Genomic DNA, 19,983 nt, shown 5'->3' on the forward strand with positions numbered 1-19,983 from the left:
GGGCTACCCGGTGATCCACCATCTCACCAGTCCGCTGCGCAAGGCAGCAGCGGCCGCCGCCCGGCCCGATCACCTCCATCTGCGGGCCGGCACGGGATTTCGCCGCATCACCGAGGAACCGACGGCGCAGATACTGACCCGCCTGGCGGCCGGGCTCCGAGGTCTCAGCGCCGCCGGGCGGTGAGAACCAGGTACTCCCACTGCATGGTCGGCGAATCGGCCAGTGCACGGTCACCGAGCGCGGCCAGTTCCGCGTCTAGTGCGGCGGCGTTCTCGTCATCGATGGACTGGTAAGCCGAGACTATCGGACCGTAGTTGGCCTTGAAGTAGTCCCGGAACGCCGCGCCGTCGCTGAATCTGCCGACCGCCAGCGCACCGCGCCGGCGGCCGATGCCGTCCACCCGGTCACCGAACAACGTGCGGACGTGGGCCTCGTCGCCCCACAGCGGTGCCGGCTGCACCCCGGGCGGCGGAGCAGGCAGGTACGGCTTCATCGTCGCGAACATCTGCCCGATGAATCCGCTCGGAGTCCAGCTGAGCACCGCGACGGTTCCTCCCGGGCGGCACACGCGGATCAGTTCGTCGGCCGCCCGCTGATGATGCGGGGCGAACATGACGCCGATACTGGAGATGACCGCGTCGAACTCGCCGTCGGCGAACGGCAGCGCTTCGGCGTTGGCTTCGCGGAACTCCACATCCGCGCCGCGGGCAGCCGCTGCCGCCCGCCCGTGCTCCAACAGCTCGGGGCATAGATCACTTGCGATGACGCGGGCTCCGAGGGCGGCGGCGGCGAATGCCGCGCTACCGGTGCCGGCTGCGACGTCGAGCACCCGGTCACCGGACTGGATTCCGGCTGCCGCAACGAGTTCCGATCCCAGCGGAAGGACCAGGTCGTCGGCGACGGCGCGGTAGTCACCCAGCGCCCACACCGCGCGGTGTTTGGCTTCCAGTTCTCGGTCGATGATGGTTGCACTCATGTCTGTTCTCCTCTCGAAGTGCTGATGCCAGCCTGCGCCGAAGGGCGAACCGATTCCAGTGCGCGATCTGAACCAGCAGCGGTACAGGATGTGTACCGGCCGGGGCGATCGCCCGACGACGGCGTGGTTCCAATCGCACTCGCGCTCCGCGATGCGCGATGCGCGATGCGCGATGCGCGATGCGCGGACCATGTCATCAATCATGTTGTCTCGCAAGTTCTTCCGTACAGCTGGCGCCGACGAGAGCCAGTTCCTCTCACGTCGGAGGAAACCGGTCGTTGCGCACCATGACACCTGGAGCCGAGTATCGATTGGGTGCAACGACATCTCGAAACACCCTTCGAAGGACGACCCGATCGGATGGCCGAAGCCGACCGCAGGCCCGGGGTGGCTGCATGCGGCCCTGGCCGCTGCGGCGACCGCCGGACTGCTGCGCGTCGGCTATCCCCGCCTGGGTGATGCAGCGGTACAGGATCTGTACTAGCCACCGCGGCTTTCCTGACGTGTACTGAAAGGCATCGAGGAAAGGAGCGGTCGATGGCGACCTATGGACAATTCTGCCCGGTCGCCAAGGCGATGGAACTGCTCGACGAACGCTGGACGATGCTGGTGGTACGCGAATTGCTGCAGGGCAGCGCACATTTCAACGATCTGCACCGAGGTGTACCCAAGATGTCGCCGGCGTTGCTGTCCAAGCGCTTGAAGTCGCTGACGCATGCGGGCCTTGTCAAGCGCACCGAGATCGACGGGCGTAGCAGCTACTCGCTGACCGAGTCCGGGCAGGAGTTGTCCGGTGTGGTGGACGCGTTGGGGGCCTGGGGCGTGCGGTGGATCGGCAACCTCGGTGACGAAGACCTGGATCCGCATCTGCTGATGTGGGACATCCAGCGCAACATCCCGATCGACAGCTGGCCGCGGGCGCGGACCACGGTGGCCTTCGAATTGGGCGGAGTGGCGCCGAAGGCGTCCCGTTGGTGGCTGGTGGTCTCCGAGGGCCGCGCCGACATCTGCGATGTTGACCCAGGCTACGACGTCGCCGCCACGGTCGCGACGAGCCTTCGCACACTGACCCTGATCTGGCGTGGCGACGTGTCGTGGTCGCGGGCGCTGCTCGACCGCAGCGCCGCGGTGTCGGGCACCACCGAGGCCCGAAAGGCGTTGCCGCACTGGATCGGACAGTCCAAGCTTGCCGCGATACCGCGCCCGGTGTGAGTCAGTCCTTCCGACAGGACTCCGCGCCGTTGATGACGCCGTTGCGGTAGTGCCGGATCCGTTCGAACCCAGCGCCCTGACGCTCGACGTCGCCGTCGCCGTCGCCCACAGAACACCAGCAGCGCGGTGATGGCCTCGTCGAGATCTCCCGGCGAGCTGCGGAAGCTGCTGGTGTCGGCGCGTTTGCCCAGCACCACGCTGGCCGTGTACGCGCCGGCGAAGCAGCCGCCGCGCAGTGATTGGGTCTTGTCGTCGGACTGGTCATCGGCCCGGGTCATGGCCGCCAGGGCGTACTGGGTAGCCAGCAGGGTGGCCACGGGGAAGTCGTCGCCCTGGCGGCACGCGGTGGGCATCGCGTCGACGTTGTCCCACCCGATGTAGTCGTCGGGCACACAGTCCAGGATGCCGGCGAGCGCAGTGTTGAGTTCGGCGGAGTTGGCCTTGAAGACGCCTTTGGCCTGGGCGTGTTTGACCCAGGCGCCGGCGAAGCAGTCGGCCTGTCGGTCCTTGGTCACGGTGCGGGCGGTGAAGTTCGAGCGAGCCTGCACCGCGTGCCCCCACTCGTGAGCCAGGACGATCGGGATGACGAAATCGCCGAATTTGGAAGAAACCGCCCTCCGCGGGTTTGTAGTCGCTGCCATAGAGCTTGGGGAACTTACTCGGCCCAGTACTTCTGCAGGTCGGCGATTGCCGAAATCGCGATCTTGTTCACCGGAGTCGAGGCGTCTCCCTGCCGAAGCGGGCGCACCTCGACCGCCCGGTGCTTCCAAGTCGAGGATCACCATCGTGATGCCCTGGTGCTTGGGGGCATTGAATTCGGTGCGCACGGTGGGCCAGCCCGCGCTTGCAGTAGTGCGCACCGCTCGTCCACACCTTCTGCCCGGTGATTTTCCAGCCACCGTCGACCCGGGTGGCGCGGGTCGTGGCTCGATCGCGCCCGCGGCGCGGCCCCACGGCTTGGGCCAGTGCGGCATGATGTGCCCCGTGGGGATCAGCTTGTCGACCTCAGCCGTCTCGTCGAGCTTGGCGAGTTCGGTTGCGTCCAAACGGATTGCTCACGCAGCGCATCTGCGTCGACCGGTAGCGACGTTACCGCTCGTCATCAGGCGGTAACGAATGCTAAGCGCCACCCGGCGGTAGGTTGACCGCATGGCCCGAACCAGCACCGGTCTTCGGATGGGCGCCGGCGTCGCCGCGGCCGCGGCGGCGCTCGGTGTGGCCCAGCTGCTTGCGGTCTTCTTCTCCCCTGCCGCCGACGCGCGCACAGCGGTCGGAACCGCGGTGATCAACCTGACGCCGGGTCCGGTCAAGGAGTGGGCGATCCAGACCTTCGGCACCGCCGACAAGTTGTTCTTGTCGGTGATGGTGATCGTGATGATCGGGGTGTTGGCCGCCGTTGCCGCGCTCGGGGAGCGCTCCCGCATCCCGACGGGCACGCTGGCGATCCTGGCCGGCGCGGTCGCCGGCAGTGCCGCGGTGCTGGCGCTTCCGGGGGCTCGGCCGGTCGACATCATCCCCACCCTCATCGGCGCGGTCTGCGGGATTGCGGTGCTGCGGCTGCTGACGTCCGGACGGATCGCTGAGGGCCGCGCGACGGCCTCGATGGAGGCCGCCGGGGTCGATCCCGGCCGGCGCCTGTCACTGGTGACCCTCGGCTTCGCCGGAGTCGGTCTGCTCAGTGGTGTCGGCGGCGCGGTGATCGGCCGAGGGCTGCGCTCGGTCTCCGGTGACCGCGACAGCTTCGCGCTGCCCGCGGTGAAGTCGCCGGCCCCGCCGATCCCCGCCGACGTTCAGCCGCAGGGCGTACAGCTGCCGAACTTCATCACCAGCAACGCCGACTTCTACCGGATCGACACCGCGCTGAGGGTTCCCCAGCTGTCGCGAGCAGACTGGCGGCTGCGTATCCACGGCATGGTCGACCGTGAGGTGACTTACACCTTCGAGGACCTGCGGAAGTTCGAGCCCATCGAGAAGGTGGTCACGCTGACCTGCGTGTCCAACCCCGTAGGTGGCGACCTGATATCCAATGCCACCTGGACCGGCTATCGGGTGCGAGACCTGCTGCGCGACAGTGGAATTCACGCGGACGCCGACATGGTGCTGTCGACCTCCATCGACGGGTTCACGGCCGGCACCCCGGTCGAGGCGCTGTCCGACGGGCGCGACTCGATGCTGGCGATCGGGATGAACGGTGTGCCGCTGCCGGTCGAACACGGCTATCCGGCTCGACTGGTGGTGCCCGGCTTGTACGGCTTCGTCTCGGCCACCAAGTGGGTCACCGATCTGGAGTTGACCCGCTTCGACCGGACCCAGGCGTACTGGACCAAGCTCGGCTGGTCCGAGCGTGCCCCGATCAAGACCGAGTCGCGCATCGACGTGCCCCGCGACGGCCAGAAGGTGCCGGTCGGGCCGGTCACCTTCGGCGGGGTCGCCTGGGCGCAGAGCCGCGGGATCCAGTCCGTCCAGGTCCGCATCGACGACGGGCCGTGGCAGTTCGCCCGCCTTGGTGCGTCGTATTCGAACGACACCTGGCGGCTGTGGAGCTTCCCGTGGCAGGCCACTGCCCCCGGGACACACACCATCACCGCCCGCGCCACCGACAACACCGGCGCGACGCAGACCCAGGATCAGGCCACCCCGGCTCCGGACGGGGCGACGGGATGGCCGTCGGTCTCCTTCGAAGTGCGCTGAGGGTAAAGATCCACCGCCCCGCCGAGGTCGGCACCATTGCCTCCGTTACGGGCCCTCTACGAGCGCGCCGGCGTCTAGACCCGCGCGAATTCGGCCTTGCCGCGCTCGAATTCGGCCAGCATCTCAGCAGTCAACGTCGGCCTGATCTCACCGATCGCGTCGAGATAGTCCGCGGTGGTGGCGGGCTCGCCGCGGCCGTCACGCATCTCACGCTCGAAGGCCGCCTGGGCTCCCTTGCGGGCGGCGAACTCGATGTCGGCCGGTGTGAAGAACTCCGAGGCCGAGACCAGCCGGTCGACGTCGACGTGCACGCAGGCCTTGCCGAGGTAGCGCTGCCACACCGCCCGGCGGGCCGGCTGATCGGGCGGCCCGATCGGGATCACGTAGTCGAACCGGCCCGGCCGGAGGAACGCCGAGTCCAGCGAGTGCACGGCGTTGGTGGCGCACACCAGCAGCCGGCTGTCCTTCTGCCGAAACGCCGGAATCAGCTTCAGCAGCTCGTTGGTCACACCCAGCCCTGCGGTCGAGGCTCCGGTCCGCGCGGTGGCGATCTCCTCGACCTCGTCGATGAAGAGGACCAGCTCGTCGAGCTCGGCCAGTTCGGCGAACGCCTCGCGCAACGAAGCGGCAAGGCCGCCGTTGCCGGTGGCCGCCAGCCGGGACGGGAACAGCTCCACAAACGGCCAGCCCAGCCGCGACGCGATCGCCTTGGCAAAGCTGGTCTTCCCGGTGCCGGGCGGGCCGAACAGGATCACCGCCTTCGGGGGCTGGACGCCGTAGCGTTCGGCGATCTCCGGATGAGCCAGCGGGTCGACGATGCGGCGTTCGATGATCTGCTTTTCCTGCTCCATGCCGGCCATGTCGTCGAACAGGCCGGGTGGCAGCAGGCGGCCGCCGAGCTCGTCGAGCAGGTTGGCCTGATCCAGGCCCATGTGCTCGAGCATCTCGAAATAGACCAGTCCCTCCCGGCGGGCGTAACCGGAATTCTCCATCGCCGCCGCGCCGGTGGCGCCCTCGGGCAGCACCGCGCAGATCCGGCGCACCCCCTGCGAGCGCAGCCGCCGCTCGAGGTCACTGAGCAGTGCGCTGCCGATGCCGCGGTGCCGCCACCGCGAGCTCAGCGCCACCAGCTGGATCCACGCGCGCTCGCCCTGCGTCTGTGCCACCGCCATGCCGACCACCTCGTCGCCGACCTCGGCGACCACCGCGGGCTGTCCGGCACGGGCGGCGGCCATCACCTCGGCGACGGTGAACACCGGCTCACCCGAGCCGGGTGTGCGGCTCTGATCCCAGACCTGAATGGCCTGATCCAGGTCTTCGTCGTGGTAGTCGCGCAGGCGCCACGGTGGCATGCCCCACCTCCTCGAGAGTTTCGTCGAGGGTGACCGACGCCGACCGTCCCGGCATCCCCCATCCGGGTGGGCGCCCGGGTGAGAAAACGGACCGGCTTTCGGCCCTAATGTCCGGACCGGTCGAATGCGCGGGTGAAAGGATCGCGGCACGGGCTGATATTGCAGCCTCACCAATGGGAGAAACCACCGTGTCTTCACCGACCGCCGCGCCGTCGGAACCCCTTGAGGAGACGAGAGGCGACGTCACCTTCGTCCGCACCGACAAGGACCTGCCGCCGGTGGCGATCATCGACCACACGCCGATCACCACCCGGCACAAGCTGATCTTCGGCGCCGTCGCCGTCCTCGGTGCGATCGCGTGGGCGATCATCGCGTTCTTCCGCGGCGAGACGGTCAACGCGGTGTGGTTCGTCATCGCAGCGATCTGCACCTACGTCATCGGCTACCGGTTCTACGCCCGGCTGATCGAGATGAAGATCGCGTGCCCGCGTGACGACCACGCGACACCCGCGGAGGTCATGGAAAACGGCACCGACTACATGCCGACCGACCGGCGGGTGCTCTTCGGCCACCACTTCGCCGCCATCGCCGGAGCGGGGCCGTTGGTCGGTCCGGTGCTGGCCACCCAGATGGGGTATCTGCCCGGCACCATCTGGATCATCTTCGGCGCGGTCTTCGCCGGCTGCGTACAGGACTATCTGGTGCTGTCGATCTCGAGCCGGCGGCGCGGTCGCTCGCTGGGGCAGATGGCACGCGACGAACTCGGCGCCGTCGGTGGCGCAGCGGCCATCATCGGCGTCCTGGTCATCATGGTCATCCTGCTGGCGGTGCTGGCGCTGGTGGTGGTCAACGCGCTGGCCGAAAGTCCCTGGGGCGTCTTCTCGATCGCGACGACGATCCCGATCGCCATCTTCATGGGCCTGTACCTCCGGTTCTTCCGCCCCGGCCGGGTCTCGGAAATCTCACTCATCGGCGTCGTGCTGCTGCTGCTCGCGGTCGTCGCTGGCGGGTGGGTGGCCGGAACCGACTGGGGCACAGAGTGGTTCACACTCTCGAAGGTGACGCTGTCGTGGTGCATCATCATCTACGGCCTGGCGGCCTCGGTGCTGCCGGTGTGGTTCCTGCTGGCGCCGCGCGACTATCTGTCGACGTTCATGAAGGTCGGCACCATCGCGCTGCTGGCGGTGGGCATCGTGCTGGCCCGCCCGGTGATGGAGGCCCCGGCGATCTCACAGTTCGCCACGAGCGGGGCCGGGCCGGTGTTCGCCGGCTCGCTGTTCCCGTTCCTGTTCATCACGATCGCCTGCGGTGCGCTGTCGGGCTTCCATTCGCTGATCTCCTCGGGCACCACGCCCAAGCTGCTGGAGAAGGAAAGCCAGATGCGGCTGATCGGCTACGGCGGCATGCTCACCGAGTCGTTCGTGGCGATCATGGCGTTGATCACCGCCTCGATCCTCAACCAGCACTTGTACTTTGCGATCAACGCGCCGTCGGCGGCGACAGGCGCAACTGCGGAGACCGCCGCCAAGTACCTCAACGGCCTCGGGCTGGCCGGCGCGCCGATCACTCCCGGGCAGATCACCGACGCCGCCGAGAGCATGGGCGAGGAATCGATCATCTCCCGCACCGGCGGCGCGCCGACGCTGGCGTTCGGGATGGCCGAGGTTCTGCACCAGGTGTTCGGCGGAAGCGCGCTCAAGGCGTTCTGGTATCACTTCGCGATCATGTTCGAGGCGCTGTTCATCCTCACCACCGTCGACGCCGGAACCCGGGTGGCGCGGTTCATGCTGTCCGACGGACTGGCCAATCTCGGCGGCCCACTGCGGCGGCTGCACAACCCGAGCTGGCGGGTCGGCGCCTGGGTGTGCAGCATCATCGTCGTCGCCGCGTGGGGGTCCATCCTGCTGATGGGCGTGACCGATCCGCTGGGTGGAATCAACACGCTGTTCCCGCTTTTCGGCATCGCCAACCAGCTGCTGGCCGCGATCGCACTGACGGTGGTGACCGTGGTGGTGATCAAGAAGGGCCTGCTGAAATGGGCTTCGATTCCCGGTGTACCGCTGCTGTGGGACCTCGTCGTGACGTTGACCGCGTCCTGGCAGAAGATCTTCTCCGGCGATCCCAAGCTGGGCTACTGGACGCAGCACTTCCAGTACCGCGCCGCCCAGGAGGCTGGCAAGACGGCGTTCGGGTCGGCCAAGAGCGCCAACCAGCTTCACGAGGTGGTTCGCAACACCTTCATCCAGGGCACACTGTCGATCGTGTTCGCGGTCGTGGTGATCATCGTGGTCGCGGCCGGCGTGGTCATGGCCGTGCGCTCGATCCGCGGTGGTGGACGTCCGCTCGCCGAGGAAACCCCGGTACCGTCGAAGATCTTCGGGCCGTCGAGTCTGTTCGCCACCCCAGTCGAGAAGGAGGTGCAGAAGCAATGGGACGCGCTTCCCGCGCCGCACGCCAAATCCGTTGGTACATCAGCGCATTGATGGGTGACAGCCGCTACCGGCGCTACGTCGAGCACCGCCTCCGCACCCACCCCGGCGAACCGGTGCTCAGCGAGGCCGAGTACTGGCGGATGCGCCATCACGCCACCGACACCAGCCCGACGGCGCGCTGCTGCTAGCCGGTCAGTGTGGCGATCCCCGCTTGCTGCCGCCGACGGGCGCTCGGTGCTCGGCGCCGTCGCCGCCGAGGAAGCCGCTCTCTTGGATGCACCGGTAGACGCCGCCGACAGGACAACGGTGTTGTTGATGTTGATCCCGGGGCCCTGTGTTTGATGACGGCTCCGGTAGCCACCCGGCGGGGGTCCCGCCGGCGCAACGAAGTCGTGGTAGGTGTCGCCGCGGATTAGTGGCAAGCTGAGCCGGTGGCTAAACCTCCGGACGATCTGACCCCGCACTTCGAGGACGTACAGGCGCATTACGACCTGTCCGACGACTTCTTCCGGCTGTTCTTGGATCCGACCCAGACCTATAGCTGTGCGTACTTCGAGCGCGATGACATGACGCTGGAGGAGGCGCAGCTCGCCAAGATCGACCTGGCGCTGGGCAAGCTGGGCCTGCGGCCCGGGATGACGCTGCTCGACGTGGGCTGCGGCTGGGGCGCGACGATGTTGCGCGCGCTGGAGCGCTACGACGCCAACGTCGTCGGGCTGACTCTGAGCAAGAACCAGGCCGGCCACGTCCAGCAGCTGTTCGACGCCGCCGGCGGTGCCCGCTCCAAACGCGTTCTCCTGGAGGGCTGGGAGCAGTTCGGCGAGCCCGTCGACCGCATCGTGTCCATCGGCGCGTTCGAGCATTTCGGGCACGAGCGTTACGACGCGTTCTTCGCCTGGGCCTACCGGGCGCTGCCGGCCGACGGTGTCATGCTGCTGCACACCATCACAGGCCTACACCCGAACGAGACGGCCGCACGCGGCTTGCCGCTGACGTTCGAGTTCGCCCGCTTCATCAAATTCATGGTGACCGAAATCTTCCCCGGCGGCCGGCTGCCGTCGATCCCGATGGTGGAAGACCGTGCCACCGCAGCAGGTTTCGAGGTGACGCGCGTCCAGTCCCTGCAGCCGCACTACGTCCGCACCCTCGACCTGTGGGCCGCCGCGCTGGAAGCCCGCCGCGACGAGGCGATCGCGATCCAGTCCGAAGAGGTCTACGACCGGTACATGAAGTACCTCACCGGCTGCGCGAAGATGTTCCGCATCGGCTACATCGACGTCGATCAGTTCACCCTCGAGAAGGCGCGGTAACACCGGGCGCCGACGGATGATCCGGGCTACGGCGTGCCCGGATCTGCTGTCGGGGTGGCGGCGGGGGCAGCCGGGACGGCGGGCACGGCCGCCGAGGATCCCACAGGTCGGATGGGGCCGCCGATTGGCCGGGTCCCGCGGTGGCTGTCATCGGCCGCTGCGCCAGCAGCAGCAACGCATCGCTCATCGACACGTCGTGGTTACCGATCGCATGCAGAACCTCGCGCAGATACCCCAGGCTGCGGGGTGGCGGCGGGGCGTCGGTGGTACCCGCGGGCAGGTTGTCCGGGCTGGGCAGATGCGGCACACCGTCGGCCAGTGGTGACGGTGTCGCCGAGACGGGCGCAGCGGCGGCGTCGGTGGGGGCCCCCACCGGTGCCGGCGGCGGCGCCGGGGCCGGATCCGCGGGGTCGGCCAGCGCTGCCGGCGCGCTGAGGACGGCCGCCGAGACGCCCAGCGCCGCCAGCCCCAGGCAGGCGCGGCGCAGCAGTTTGCCGGTGTGGACTGCCCTGTTCGTCGTGATCGTCACCGTCGTGTCCTCCGCGGTTGTTTCCCGATGCGGTGACCGCCGAGATCGGCAGGTCAACGCCCCATACCGATGATTCTCATGATCGATCCATTTTGTTACACTCGCGGTCGTTGGCAATTTCGTCGCGTTCACCACGGCCGTCAGCTTCATCTTCACCTGGCTGTCGAACAACACCACCGCGAGCCTATTGCTGGCCAGTTGTGGATGCTGATCGCGCTGGCGCTGATGTGGCTGACCCGTGGTCGGTGGAGCTATCCGCGCTACCGACACGAGGCCGAGGCCCTGGACATCGGGGACGCTACGACGCCGAAAGTCGCCCCAGCGTGACGACAGGCGCACTGCGTCACGCTGGGGTGACGCTCGCGGGGGTCATCGCGGCGGCGACTGTGGTCGGGGCGCCTACGGCCGGCGCCAGCCCGGTGCCGCCGGTGAGCCCGCAGGCCGCGGCGGCCGGCTTAGTGGACGTGCGCGCGGTGGTGCCGGACGCCATCGTCGACATGCGCTATGCCACGGCCGACAACTTCACCGGCGTGCAGCTCTACCCGTCCGGCGCCCGCTGCCTGGTGCACGAGTCGATGGCGCCGGGGCTCGCCGCCGCCGCCGAGACGCTGCGGGCATCCGGCGACGTTCTGGTCTTCTGGGATTGCTACCGCCCGCATGACGTTCAGGTGCGGATGTTCGATGTGGTGCCCAACCCGGCGTGGGTCGCCAAGCCGGGACCGTACGCCCGCAGCCACGAGGCGGGCCGCTCGGTGGACGTCACGCTCGCCGATCGGGGGCACCTCATGGACATGGGGACCGGGTTCGACGATTTCACCGCACGCGCCCCGGCCTATGCCACCGACGGTGTCGGCGCGGCGGCCCAGGCCAATAGGGCGAAACTGCGCTCGGCGATGCAGGCGGGCGGGCTGGCGCCCTACTCCGGGGAGTGGTGGCATTTCGACGGTCCGGGCGCCGGTGTGCAGCGCCCCATCCTGGACGTGCCCGTCGATTGAGCGCCGCTCAGCGGACGATGTCGACGGCCGTCCGGCGGAATGTGGCCAGCAGGCCCTGCTCGCGTTCGACACCCTCCTCGACCGCGTCGAGCAGTGCGTGCGCGAGCCGGTCGACATCGGCGCCCGCTGCCATGGCTGCCCTCAGCTGACAGCGGCCCGACCGGCTTCGAGGCGGGCGACCGGTAGCCGAAACGGGGAACAGGACACGTAGTCCAGCCCCGTCCTGTGGAAGAAGTGGATGGATTCGGGGTCACCGCCGTGCTCCCCGCAGACCCCGAGCTTGAGTCCGGGCTTCGTCGTTCGGCCCTCCTTGGCCGCGATCTCCACCAGCCGCCCGACGCCGTCGGCGTCGATGGTCTCGAACGGCGAGATGGTGAAGACGCCCTTCTCCAGGTATGCCGCGAACACCGTGGACTCGACGTCGTCACGCGAGAACCCCCAGGTCGTCTGGGTCAGGTCGTTGGTGCCGAAGGAGAAGAAGTCCGCGGCCTCCGCAATTCGGTGCGCGGTGAGCGCGGCGCGCGGCAGCTCGATCATCGTTCCGATCGGCACCGTCAGCGTCACCCCCCTCTCGGCGGCGACGTCGGCGAGGATCTGCTCGGTCTCGTCGCGGACCAGAAGCAGCTCCATGATCGAACCCACCAGCGGCACCATGATTTCGACTTTCGGATCCTTGCCCGCGGCGATCTGATCGGCCATCGCCTCGCCGATGGCGCGGACCTGCAGCGCGAACAACCCGGGGGTCAGCAACCCGAGGCGTACGCCGCGCAAACCCAGCATCGGGTTCGATTCGTGCAGCCGCTGCACCGCGGCCAGCAGTTTGCGGTCGACATCCAGCTGCTCACCGGTCTCACCCCTGGCCTCGGCGAGGGCGACCTTCACCGCGAGTTCGGTGCGGTCCGGCAAGAACTCGTGCAGCGGCGGATCCAGCAGCCGGATGTTTACCGGCAGTCCGTCCATCGCGTCGAGCAACTCCGCGAAGTCTCCGCGCTGCAGGGGTAACAACGCCGCCAACGCGGCGTCGCGTTCCTCGGTATTACCGGCGAGGATGACCCGTTCGATCAAGACCCGACGATCGCCGAGGAACATGTGCTCGGTGCGACACAAGCCGATGCCCTGCGCGCCAAGGGATCTCGCGCGGACAGCGTCCTCGGTGGTGTCGGCGTTCGCGCGGATCGCCAAGCGACGGCGAATGTCTGCATGCGTCAGCAACCGGTCGACTGCCTTGACCAGCGCGGTGGTCTCGTCGTCGGCACCCTTCAGGGCTGACGCCAGGCCGGCCTCGATGTAGGTCTCCACCGGAGACGGCACGACCGGCATCGGCCCGAGGAAGATCTCGCCGGTGGACCCGTCGATGCTGATCTCATCGCCCTCCTCGATCAGCACCGTGCCGACCCGTGCGGTTCGCGTCGAGGCGTCGACATCGAGCTCTTCGGCGCCACAGACACACGTCTTGCCCATGCCGCGGGCGACAACAGCCGCGTGGGAGGTCTTTCCGCCCCGCGCCGTCAGGATCCCGCTCGCGGCGATCATGCCCTCGAGGTCGTCGGGGTTGGTTTCCCTGCGGACCAAGACCACCTGCTCGCCACGGTCGGCCCACGCCTTGGCGGTGGGCGAATCGAACACCGCGCGGCCCACTGCTGCGCCCGGCGAGGCGGCCATCCCCGTCGTCAACAACTCACGGGGAGCGGACCGATCGAAATGCGGGAACATCAGCAATGCCAGCTGCGAACCGGAGACTCTAGACAGCGCCTCGTCCATCGTGATCAGGTTCTCGTCGACCAACTGCGCAGCGATCCGGAACGCCGCCGCCGCCGTGCGCTTCCCGACCCGGGTCTGCAGCATCCACAACTTGCCGCGCTCGATGGTGAACTCAATATCGCACAGGTCCCGGTAGTGCGTCTCCAGCCGGCGCATCACCTTGATCAGCTGCTTGTGCGACGACGGGTCCAGCGCCTTCAGATCGTCCAACGACAAGGTGTTGCGGATCCCGGCGACGACGTCCTCGCCCTGCGCGTTGGACAGGTAGTCCCCGTACGCACCGGGCCGCCCGGACGCCGGGTCGCGGGTGAACGCCACGCCGGTGCCACTGGTCTGGCCCAGGTTGCCGAACACCATCGTGCAGACGTTGACGGCGGTACCCAGGTGCTGCGGGATCCGCTCCCGCCGTCGGTACAAGCGCGCCCGATCGGTGTTCCAGGAGTCGAAGACGGCGTTGATCGCCATGTCGAGCTGCTCCCGCGGATGCTGCGGGAACTCCTGACCGGAGTGCTCGCGCACCGCGTCCTTGAATGTGGCGACCAGCGCCTGCAGATCGTCGACATCGAGGTCGACGTCGCTGGACACACCCTTGGTCGACTTGGCCTTGTCCAACATGTCGGAGAACACCTCGCCGGGTATCTCCAACACCGTCTTGCCGAACATCTGCAGCAGTCGCCGGTAGGAATCCCAGGCGAAGCGTTCGTCGCCGGATTCCTCGGCCAACCCCTTCACGCTGGCATCGTTGAGCCCGATATTCAGCACTGTCTCCATCATCCCGGGCATCGAGAAGGCGGCACCGGAACGAACACTCACCAGCAGCGGGTCGTGGCGGTCACCGAGTCGGCGGCCGAGGGTGTCCTCCAACTGACGCAATGCCGTGGTGACCTGCACTCGCAGCTCACCGGGTGCGCTGCCGTGCGCAAGGTACTCCCGGCACGCCTCGGTCGTGATGGTGAACCCGGGCGGCACCGGCAACCCGAGCTTGGTCATCTCGGCCAGGTTCGCGCCCTTGCCGCCCAGCAGGTCCTTCTGATCTTTGTCACCCTCGGTGAAGTCGAAGACGTACTTGGTCATCAGGTTTCTCCTTAACGGCCGATGTCGTCAACATTAAGCCGCGAGGCTTCCTGATTATTGCGCTTCGGCGAATGCCGGAAGCTAATGACGTTCTGGCAACTTTTCTTAGCGACGTATTAGCTCTGGAGGCTTGCAACCTTATTTTCGGCGCTTACCTTAGACCTCATGTTGCTCGACGTTCGATGGCTCCAATACCTGCTGAAGCGCACCGCGCACAAGTAGGGCTGTCCCGCGCCGGTCACCGGGTGGAGGGCCTGACGGTTCTTTGCTGCCAGGGCCGGGTGTCCCTGGTGGCAGGAGCTCACCGCCTCCGACATCTGCATGGTCGACGAGGACGCCCGCGTGGCGCGCAACCGAATTGGCCGAGCAGATCGGTTCGACCAACCTGGTGAGGGGTCCTGCCGGAAAGCCGGAAAGGACCTCTCCTTCGTGCCGCTACGGCCTGAGTGGGTGGTGGAGGTCCGTTATGACCGCGCCTCGCGGATCATCGCCAGCAATCGCTCCCTCGCGACCGCCGACGCAGGCAAAGCCCGTGCGGCGGCGATGCGTTCGATCGCTTCGAACTCTTCGGGAAACTGTCGTCAACCGAGCTTCTGCACATGTGTAATAGTGCTGTCTTGCCTGGTGAAACGAGTGGAGCTAAGGGGACTCGAACCCCTGACCCCCACACTGCCAGTGTGGTGCGCTACCAACTGCGCCATAGCCCCAAGTGTGCCCACCGAAGTTACACCACCGGAACGTTCGCCTCAAAATCGCTGGTCAGGGCGGACCCGCACGGGCCAGAACCACTGATACCGGCGTCACGCGACATATGTTCCGACCCCGCCACCGCAGCGCAGACCGGCCTAGGGCAGCTCGCCTGCAGCCTCCGGCCCCAACGGCCGGGCCGGGGTGTGCTCCAGTGGCGGGGCGTCCCGGGTTTCCGGCGCGAACGTCCACCCGATGGACGCCATCAGCAGGATCACCCCGCTGAGCCCGAACGCCCAGCCGAAGGACAGGTGCTGGGCAATTTGCCCGACACCGTAGGACCCGACGATCGACCCGAGATCCGACATCATCTGGAACGTCGCCACCGCCGTTCCACCGCGCGCCTTGCTGCCGATGATGTCGGCCACCGCGGCCTGCTGCGGCGAGGTGAACACACCCGTCGCCGCACCGGCCACCAACGCACCGACCAGAAAGAGCGGCAGCGACGGCGCCAACCCGACGATCGCCGTCGCCACCCCGGTAACCCCAAGCCCGAGGATCAGCAGCGGGCGGCGCCCGGTGCGATCCGACAGCCGGCCGGACGGGATCACCGCCGCTACGTTGCCCGCCGCGAACGTCGCTAGCGCCGCACCGGCCCAGCCGGCCCCGCGGTGGAAGACCTCGGTGATGAACAGCGGCACCAGCGCGATGCGCAGCCCGAACGCCGACCATCCGGTGGCGAAGTTCGACAACAGCGCCGCCCGGTAGGCCCGGTGTCGCAGCGCGACCCCGACGGTCACGGTCAGCTCGTCGACTGGGGCGGGCGCGGCCAGCTCGGAATGCCGCAGGCTGACGAACACCACCGCCGCCGCGATCAGCAGCGCCACCCCGTAGATGACGAACGGCGCGGACAGCCCCAGCCCGGCGGTCAGGCTGCCCACCACGGGCCCGGCGACCGAGCCGACCAGGAACGCACTGGAGAACAACCCGGCCACCCGGCCGCGGGCGTTGTGCGGGCTGACCCGAATCATCAGGCCCAGCGCGGAGACGAAGAACATCGTCGACCCGACGCCGCCGAGCGACCGGAACAACAACAACTGCCAGAAGGTGTGTGCGAACGCGCACGCCGCGGTGGACACCGCCACGATCAGCAGGCCGGCGACGTAGATGCGCCGCTCCCCCAGCTTCTGCACCAGCAGGCCCGACGCCGGGGCGAAGGCCAGCCGCATCAGGGCGAACGCGGTGATCACGAAGGTCGCTGCGCTGATGCTCACCCCGAAGTGCCGGGCGTACTGCGGCAACACCGGCGCGACCACCCCGTAGCCCAGGGCGATGACCGCGTTGGACGCGATCAGAACCCAGACCTCCCGCGGGAGCTTGGCCTGCGCCTCTTCCGAAGGACAGTCACCCTCCGCGACGGAACTCACGATATGACTGTATTCACCACTTCCCGCGCCGCTTCCTGCACCTCGGCCAGATGTTCAGGTCCCTTGAACGACTCGGCGTAGATCTTGTAGACGTCCTCGGTGCCCGACGGGCGCGCGGCGAACCAGCCGTCGGCGGTGGACACCTTCAGCCCGCCCAGCGGGGCGCCGTTGCCCGGCGCGGTGGTCAGCTTGGCGGTTATCGGCTCGCCGGCCAGCTCGGTGGCAGTCACCTGGTCCGGGGACAGCTTGGCCAGCCGCGCCTTCTGCTCCCGGTCGGCCGGGGCGTCGACGCGGGCATAGACCGGGGCGCCGTACGTCGCGGCCAGCTCGGCATACCGCTGCGACGGCGAGACGCCGGTGACCGCCTGGATCTCCGAGGCCAGCAGCGCGAGGATGATGCCATCCTTGTCGGTGGTCCACACCGAGCCGTCGCGACGCAAGAACGACGCACCCGCCGACTCCTCACCGCCGAAACCGATTGTACCGCTGATCAATCCGTCGACGAACCACTTGAATCCGACCGGCACCTCGATGAGCTTGCGGCCCAGCCCGGCCACCACCCGGTCGATGATCGAAGAGCTCACCGCGGTCTTGCCCACCGCCACGCTGGCCGGCCAGCCCGGCCGGTGCGAGAACAGGTAATCGATCGCGACGGCCAGATAGTGGTTGGGGTTCATCAGTCCACCGTCGGGGGTGACGACGCCGTGCCGGTCGGAGTCGGCGTCGTTTCCGGTGGCGATCTGATACGCGTCGCGGTTGGCGATCAGCGAGGCCATGGCATTCGGCGAGCTGCAGTCCATCCGGATCTTGCCGTCGGTGTCCAACGTCATGAACCGCCAGGTCGCGTCGACCAGCGGATTGACCACAGTGAGGTCGAGGTTGTGCCGTTCGGCGATCGCCCCCCAGTAGTCGACGCTGGCTCCGCCCAGCGGGTCGGCACCGATACGGATGCCTTCGGCGCGGATGGCGTGAAGGTCGACGACATTGGGCAGATCGGCGACATAGGCGTCAAGGTAGTCGTGGCGTTGCGCGCTCTGCAACGCCCGGGCCAACGGCACCCGCTTCACCTCGGCAAGCCCTCCGCGCAGAATCTCGTTGGCGCGCTTGGCGATTGCACCGGTGGCATCGGTGTCGGCCGGACCGCCGTTGGGCGGGTTGTACTTGAACCCGCCGTCGCGCGGCGGGTTGTGCGACGGCGTGACCACGATCCCGTCGGCCAGATCGCTGCTGCGGCCGCGGTTGTAGGTCAGGATGGCGTGGCTGACCGCCGGGGTCGGGGTGTAGCGGTCGGCCGAATCAATAACGGCGACAACGTCATTGGCGGCCAGTACCTCGAGTGCCGACACCCAGGCCGGCTCGGACAGTCCGTGGGTGTCGCGACCGATGAACAGCGGCCCGGTGGTGCCCTGCGCGGCGCGGTACTCGACGATCGCCTGCGCGGTGGCCAGGATGTGCGCCTCGTTGAACGCCGCGTCGAGGCTGGAGCCACGATGCCCCGACGTGCCGAATGCGACCTGTTGGTCGATGTTGTCGGGGTCGGGTTGCACCGTGTAGTACGCGGTGACGAGGTGGGGCAGATCGACGAGGTCTTCGGGAAGCGCCGGCTTGCCGGCGCGGGGGTTAGCCGCCATGGCGCCAATTCTGCCCCGCCGGGGGCGATACTTGCTCGCGGGTTCACTGACGGTTAAGGGGGTAGCCGGTGTTCGGCCATGACAACCGCGAACTGGCCGCGATCTTCGCCGGCGGCGCGTTGGGCACCGCCGCGCGGGCGGCGCTGGCGACGCTGGCCGTTCCGGACCCGGCGCGCTGGCCGTGGCCGACCTTCGTGGTCAACATCGTCGGCGCCTTCCTGCTCGGCTACTTCACCACCCGACTGCTCGAGCGGCTGCCGTTGTCCAGTTACCGCCGCCCACTGCTGGGCACCGGCCTGTGCGGAGGCTTGACGACGTTCTCCACCATGCAGGTCGAGACCGTGCGGATGATCGAACACCAGCACTACGGGCTGGCCGTCGGCTACACGCTGGCCAGCATCGCCGCGGGCCTGCTCGCGGTGTACGTGGCGACGGTCCTGGTGCGCCGGGTCAGGATCCGCGCGTGAACGTCGCGGTGTGGGCCGGTGTGCTGCTCATCGGCGGCCTGGGGTCGGTGGCACGGTTCATGGTCGACCGGGCGGTGGCGCGCCGGGTGGCGCGCCCGTTCCCGTTCGGCACCCTGACGGTCAACATCAGCGGGGCCGTGCTGCTCGGCTTCATCACCGGGCTCACGCTGAGCCACCAGGCCGCGCTGTTGGCCGGCACGGCGTTCGTCGGCGCCTACACCACGTTCTCCACCTGGATGCTGGAAACCCAGCGGCTCACCGAAGAGCGTCAGATCTGGCCTGCGGTGGCCAATCTCGTGGTCAGCGTGGCACTCGGCCTGCCCGCCGCGATGCTGGGCCAGTGGATTGCGGGCCAGCTGTGAACGACACCTACCTCAAGCTCACCACCTACTTCGGCGAGCGCCAACGCACCGGCTCCCGGTTCGTGGCCGAGGCCATGCTGGACCTCTACACCGAGCGTGCGGTGGCCAGCAGCGTGATGCTGCGCGGCATCGCCAGCTTCGGTCCGCGCCACATCGTGCGCAGCGATCAGTCGCTGACGCTGTCCGAGGACCCGCCGGTCGCGATCGCCGCGGTCGACAATGCCACGACCATCGGGAGTCTCGTCGGGGACGTCGTCGACATGATGCCCCGCGGCCTGATCACCCTGGAGCGCGCCCGGCTGTTCGGCGGTTACCTGGGCGCCGCGGCCCTGCCCGACGGCGGCGACGCGGTCAAGCTGACCCTCTTCATCGGCCGGCGACGGCGAGTGGACGGCAGGCCCGCCTACTACGCGGTCTGCGATCTGCTGCACCGGCACGGGTTCGCCGGGGCGACGGTGTTCCTCGGGGTGGACGGCACGGCGCACGGCGAGCGCCGCCGGGCCCGGTTCTTCAGCAACAACGTCGACGTCCCGATCATGCTCATCGCAGTCGGTAGCGCAGAGCAGGTTCGGCGGGCCCTCCCCGAACTCGAGGCGGTGCTGTACCAGCCGTTGGTGACGGTGGAGCGGGTCCAGGTGTGCAAACGCGACGGCCTTCGACTCACGCGCCCACCGGCGCTGCCAGCCGTCGACGCGCACGGCCGCGAATTGCGCCAGAAGCTGATGATCCACACCTCCGAAGCCACCCGCCACGGCGGCGCACCGATCCACCGCGCACTGGTCCGCAGGTTGTGGGAATCGCAAATCGTCAGCGGCGCAACGGTTCTGCGCGGAATCTGGGGCTTCTACGGCGACCATGAACCGCACGGCGACAAGCTGATCCAGTACGGCCGTCAGGTACCTGTGACGACCATCGTCGTCGACACCCCCGAGGTGATCGCCGCGTGCTTCGACATCGTCGACGAGCTGACGAACACCCATGGGCTGGTCACGTCGGAGATGGTGCCCGCACTGTTGATGCTCGACGGCGGCCAGCGCCGCGGAACGACGGACCTGGCCGACTACAGCTTCTGAGGC

The 19,983-nt window shown here is 68.1% G+C and carries 18 protein-coding genes, 1 tRNA gene and 3 pseudogenes; 13 read left to right on the forward strand and 9 right to left on the reverse strand.

The annotated features are described in order from the left end of the window. Position 1: 1 nt before the first annotated feature. Positions 2-184, forward strand: a pseudogene (locus tag K9U37_RS17980) (hypothetical protein); the annotation flags it as partial. Here K9U37_RS17980 and K9U37_RS17985 read toward each other — a convergent pair. Next, entirely contained in the window at positions 165-977 is an 813-nt protein-coding gene (locus K9U37_RS17985) for a class I SAM-dependent methyltransferase (RefSeq protein ID WP_243072853.1), read from the reverse strand. The pseudogene K9U37_RS17980 and the gene K9U37_RS17985 overlap by 20 nt on opposite strands. 58 nt (positions 978-1,035) lie before the next feature. Here K9U37_RS17985 and K9U37_RS17990 point away from each other — a divergent pair, with 58 nt between their 5' ends. Next, positions 1,036-1,461: a hypothetical protein gene (locus K9U37_RS17990; RefSeq protein WP_243072854.1), complete on the forward strand. Its 426-nt coding sequence runs from the start codon at positions 1,036-1,038 to the stop codon at positions 1,459-1,461. A gap of 53 nt (positions 1,462-1,514) precedes the next feature. After that, entirely contained in the window at positions 1,515-2,189 is a 675-nt protein-coding gene (locus K9U37_RS17995; RefSeq protein WP_243072855.1) for a winged helix-turn-helix transcriptional regulator, read from the forward strand. A gap of 700 nt (positions 2,190-2,889) precedes the next feature. On the opposite strand, the pseudogene K9U37_RS18000 reads toward K9U37_RS17995, so the two are convergent. After that, positions 2,890-3,273: pseudogene (locus K9U37_RS18000) on the reverse strand (acyl-CoA dehydrogenase family protein); the annotation flags it as partial. A 65-nt stretch (positions 3,274-3,338) separates the two neighbouring features. On the opposite strand from K9U37_RS18000, the gene K9U37_RS18005 reads away from it, so the two are divergent. Continuing rightward, positions 3,339-4,880 (forward strand): molybdopterin-dependent oxidoreductase, encoded by a 1,542-nt coding sequence (locus tag K9U37_RS18005; RefSeq protein ID WP_243072856.1) that lies wholly within the window; start codon positions 3,339-3,341, stop codon positions 4,878-4,880. Between the two features lie 74 nt (positions 4,881-4,954). On the opposite strand, the gene K9U37_RS18010 is transcribed toward K9U37_RS18005, so the two are convergent. Beyond that, entirely contained in the window at positions 4,955-6,232 is a 1,278-nt protein-coding gene (locus K9U37_RS18010) for an ATP-binding protein (RefSeq protein ID WP_243072857.1), read from the reverse strand. 188 nt (positions 6,233-6,420) lie between these two features. On the opposite strand from K9U37_RS18010, the gene K9U37_RS18015 reads away from it, so the two are divergent. The 3 genes from K9U37_RS18015 (at position 6,421) to cmaA1 (ending at position 9,974) form a co-directional block, all read left to right on the forward strand. Then, complete coding sequence (locus K9U37_RS18015; RefSeq protein WP_243072858.1) at positions 6,421-8,715, forward strand: carbon starvation CstA family protein; 2,295 nt, start codon at positions 6,421-6,423, stop codon at positions 8,713-8,715. After that, positions 8,715-8,852, forward strand: a complete 138-nt coding sequence (locus tag K9U37_RS18020) for a CstA-like transporter-associated (seleno)protein (RefSeq protein WP_372489534.1) — start codon at positions 8,715-8,717, stop codon at positions 8,850-8,852. Before K9U37_RS18015 ends, K9U37_RS18020 begins: the two co-directional genes overlap by 1 nt. Before the next feature lie 243 nt (positions 8,853-9,095). After that, a complete protein-coding gene (cmaA1, locus tag K9U37_RS18025) occupies positions 9,096-9,974 on the forward strand; it encodes a cyclopropane mycolic acid synthase CmaA1 (protein WP_243072860.1) in 879 nt (292 codons plus the stop codon). Here cmaA1 and K9U37_RS18030 read toward each other — a convergent pair. Next, complete coding sequence (locus tag K9U37_RS18030; RefSeq protein ID WP_243072861.1) at positions 9,952-10,503, reverse strand: hypothetical protein; 552 nt, start codon at positions 10,501-10,503, stop codon at positions 9,952-9,954. The two genes, cmaA1 and K9U37_RS18030, sit on opposite strands and share 23 nt — an antisense overlap. A gap of 69 nt (positions 10,504-10,572) precedes the next feature. On the opposite strand from K9U37_RS18030, the gene K9U37_RS18035 reads away from it, so the two are divergent. Continuing rightward, the gene (locus K9U37_RS18035; protein WP_243072862.1) at positions 10,573-10,830 is read left to right on the forward strand and encodes a hypothetical protein; all 258 of its coding nucleotides are present in this window, start codon (positions 10,573-10,575) and stop codon (positions 10,828-10,830) included. 44 nt (positions 10,831-10,874) lie between these two features. Next, the gene (locus tag K9U37_RS18040) at positions 10,875-11,498 is read left to right on the forward strand and encodes a M15 family metallopeptidase (protein ID WP_243073446.1); all 624 of its coding nucleotides are present in this window, start codon (positions 10,875-10,877) and stop codon (positions 11,496-11,498) included. Between the two features lie 7 nt (positions 11,499-11,505). Here K9U37_RS18040 and K9U37_RS20095 read toward each other — a convergent pair whose 3' ends face one another. Both K9U37_RS20095 and ppdK read right to left on the reverse strand, forming a co-directional pair. Then, entirely contained in the window at positions 11,506-11,631 is a 126-nt protein-coding gene (locus K9U37_RS20095; protein ID WP_272888060.1) for a hypothetical protein, read from the reverse strand. An 8-nt stretch (positions 11,632-11,639) separates the two neighbouring features. After that, positions 11,640-14,333: a pyruvate, phosphate dikinase gene (ppdK, locus tag K9U37_RS18045; RefSeq protein WP_243072863.1), complete on the reverse strand. Its 2,694-nt coding sequence runs from the start codon at positions 14,331-14,333 to the stop codon at positions 11,640-11,642. A 393-nt stretch (positions 14,334-14,726) separates the two neighbouring features. Between ppdK and K9U37_RS18050 the strand changes: the two are divergent. Then, positions 14,727-14,804: pseudogene (locus tag K9U37_RS18050) on the forward strand (hypothetical protein); the annotation flags it as partial. 163 nt (positions 14,805-14,967) lie between these two features. Here K9U37_RS18050 and K9U37_RS18055 read toward each other — a convergent pair. The 3 genes from K9U37_RS18055 to pgm all read right to left on the reverse strand — a co-directional run bounded on the left by K9U37_RS18055 (position 14,968) and on the right by pgm (position 18,078). Next, positions 14,968-15,040, reverse strand: a tRNA-Ala gene (locus K9U37_RS18055). Between the two features lie 138 nt (positions 15,041-15,178). Next, positions 15,179-16,447: an MFS transporter gene (locus K9U37_RS18060; protein ID WP_243072864.1), complete on the reverse strand. Its 1,269-nt coding sequence runs from the start codon at positions 16,445-16,447 to the stop codon at positions 15,179-15,181. Continuing rightward, positions 16,444-18,078, reverse strand: coding sequence for a phosphoglucomutase (alpha-D-glucose-1,6-bisphosphate-dependent) (pgm, locus tag K9U37_RS18065; RefSeq protein WP_243072865.1), 1,635 nt, complete (start codon positions 18,076-18,078; stop codon positions 16,444-16,446). Before pgm ends, K9U37_RS18060 begins: the two co-directional genes overlap by 4 nt. Positions 18,079-18,146: 68 nt before the next feature. Here pgm and crcB (K9U37_RS18070) point away from each other — a divergent pair, with 68 nt between their 5' ends. From crcB (K9U37_RS18070) to K9U37_RS18080, 3 genes are read left to right on the forward strand one after another with little or no spacing between them, the layout of a single operon-like run. Next, a complete protein-coding gene (gene crcB, locus K9U37_RS18070; RefSeq protein ID WP_243072866.1) occupies positions 18,147-18,545 on the forward strand; it encodes a fluoride efflux transporter CrcB in 399 nt (132 codons plus the stop codon). After that, complete coding sequence (gene crcB, locus K9U37_RS18075) at positions 18,542-18,907, forward strand: fluoride efflux transporter CrcB (RefSeq protein WP_308197406.1); 366 nt, start codon at positions 18,542-18,544, stop codon at positions 18,905-18,907. The genes crcB (K9U37_RS18070) and crcB (K9U37_RS18075) overlap by 4 nt, the downstream gene beginning before the upstream one ends. Continuing rightward, on the forward strand, positions 18,904-19,980 hold the full coding sequence (locus K9U37_RS18080; RefSeq protein WP_243072867.1) for a putative PII-like signaling protein: 1,077 nt from the start codon (positions 18,904-18,906) through the stop codon (positions 19,978-19,980). Before crcB (K9U37_RS18075) ends, K9U37_RS18080 begins: the two co-directional genes overlap by 4 nt. Positions 19,981-19,983 lie beyond the last annotated feature (3 nt).

It is taken from the genome of Candidatus Mycolicibacterium alkanivorans (genome assembly GCF_022760805.1).
GTDB classification, from domain to species: domain Bacteria; phylum Actinomycetota; class Actinomycetes; order Mycobacteriales; family Mycobacteriaceae; genus Mycobacterium; species Mycobacterium alkanivorans.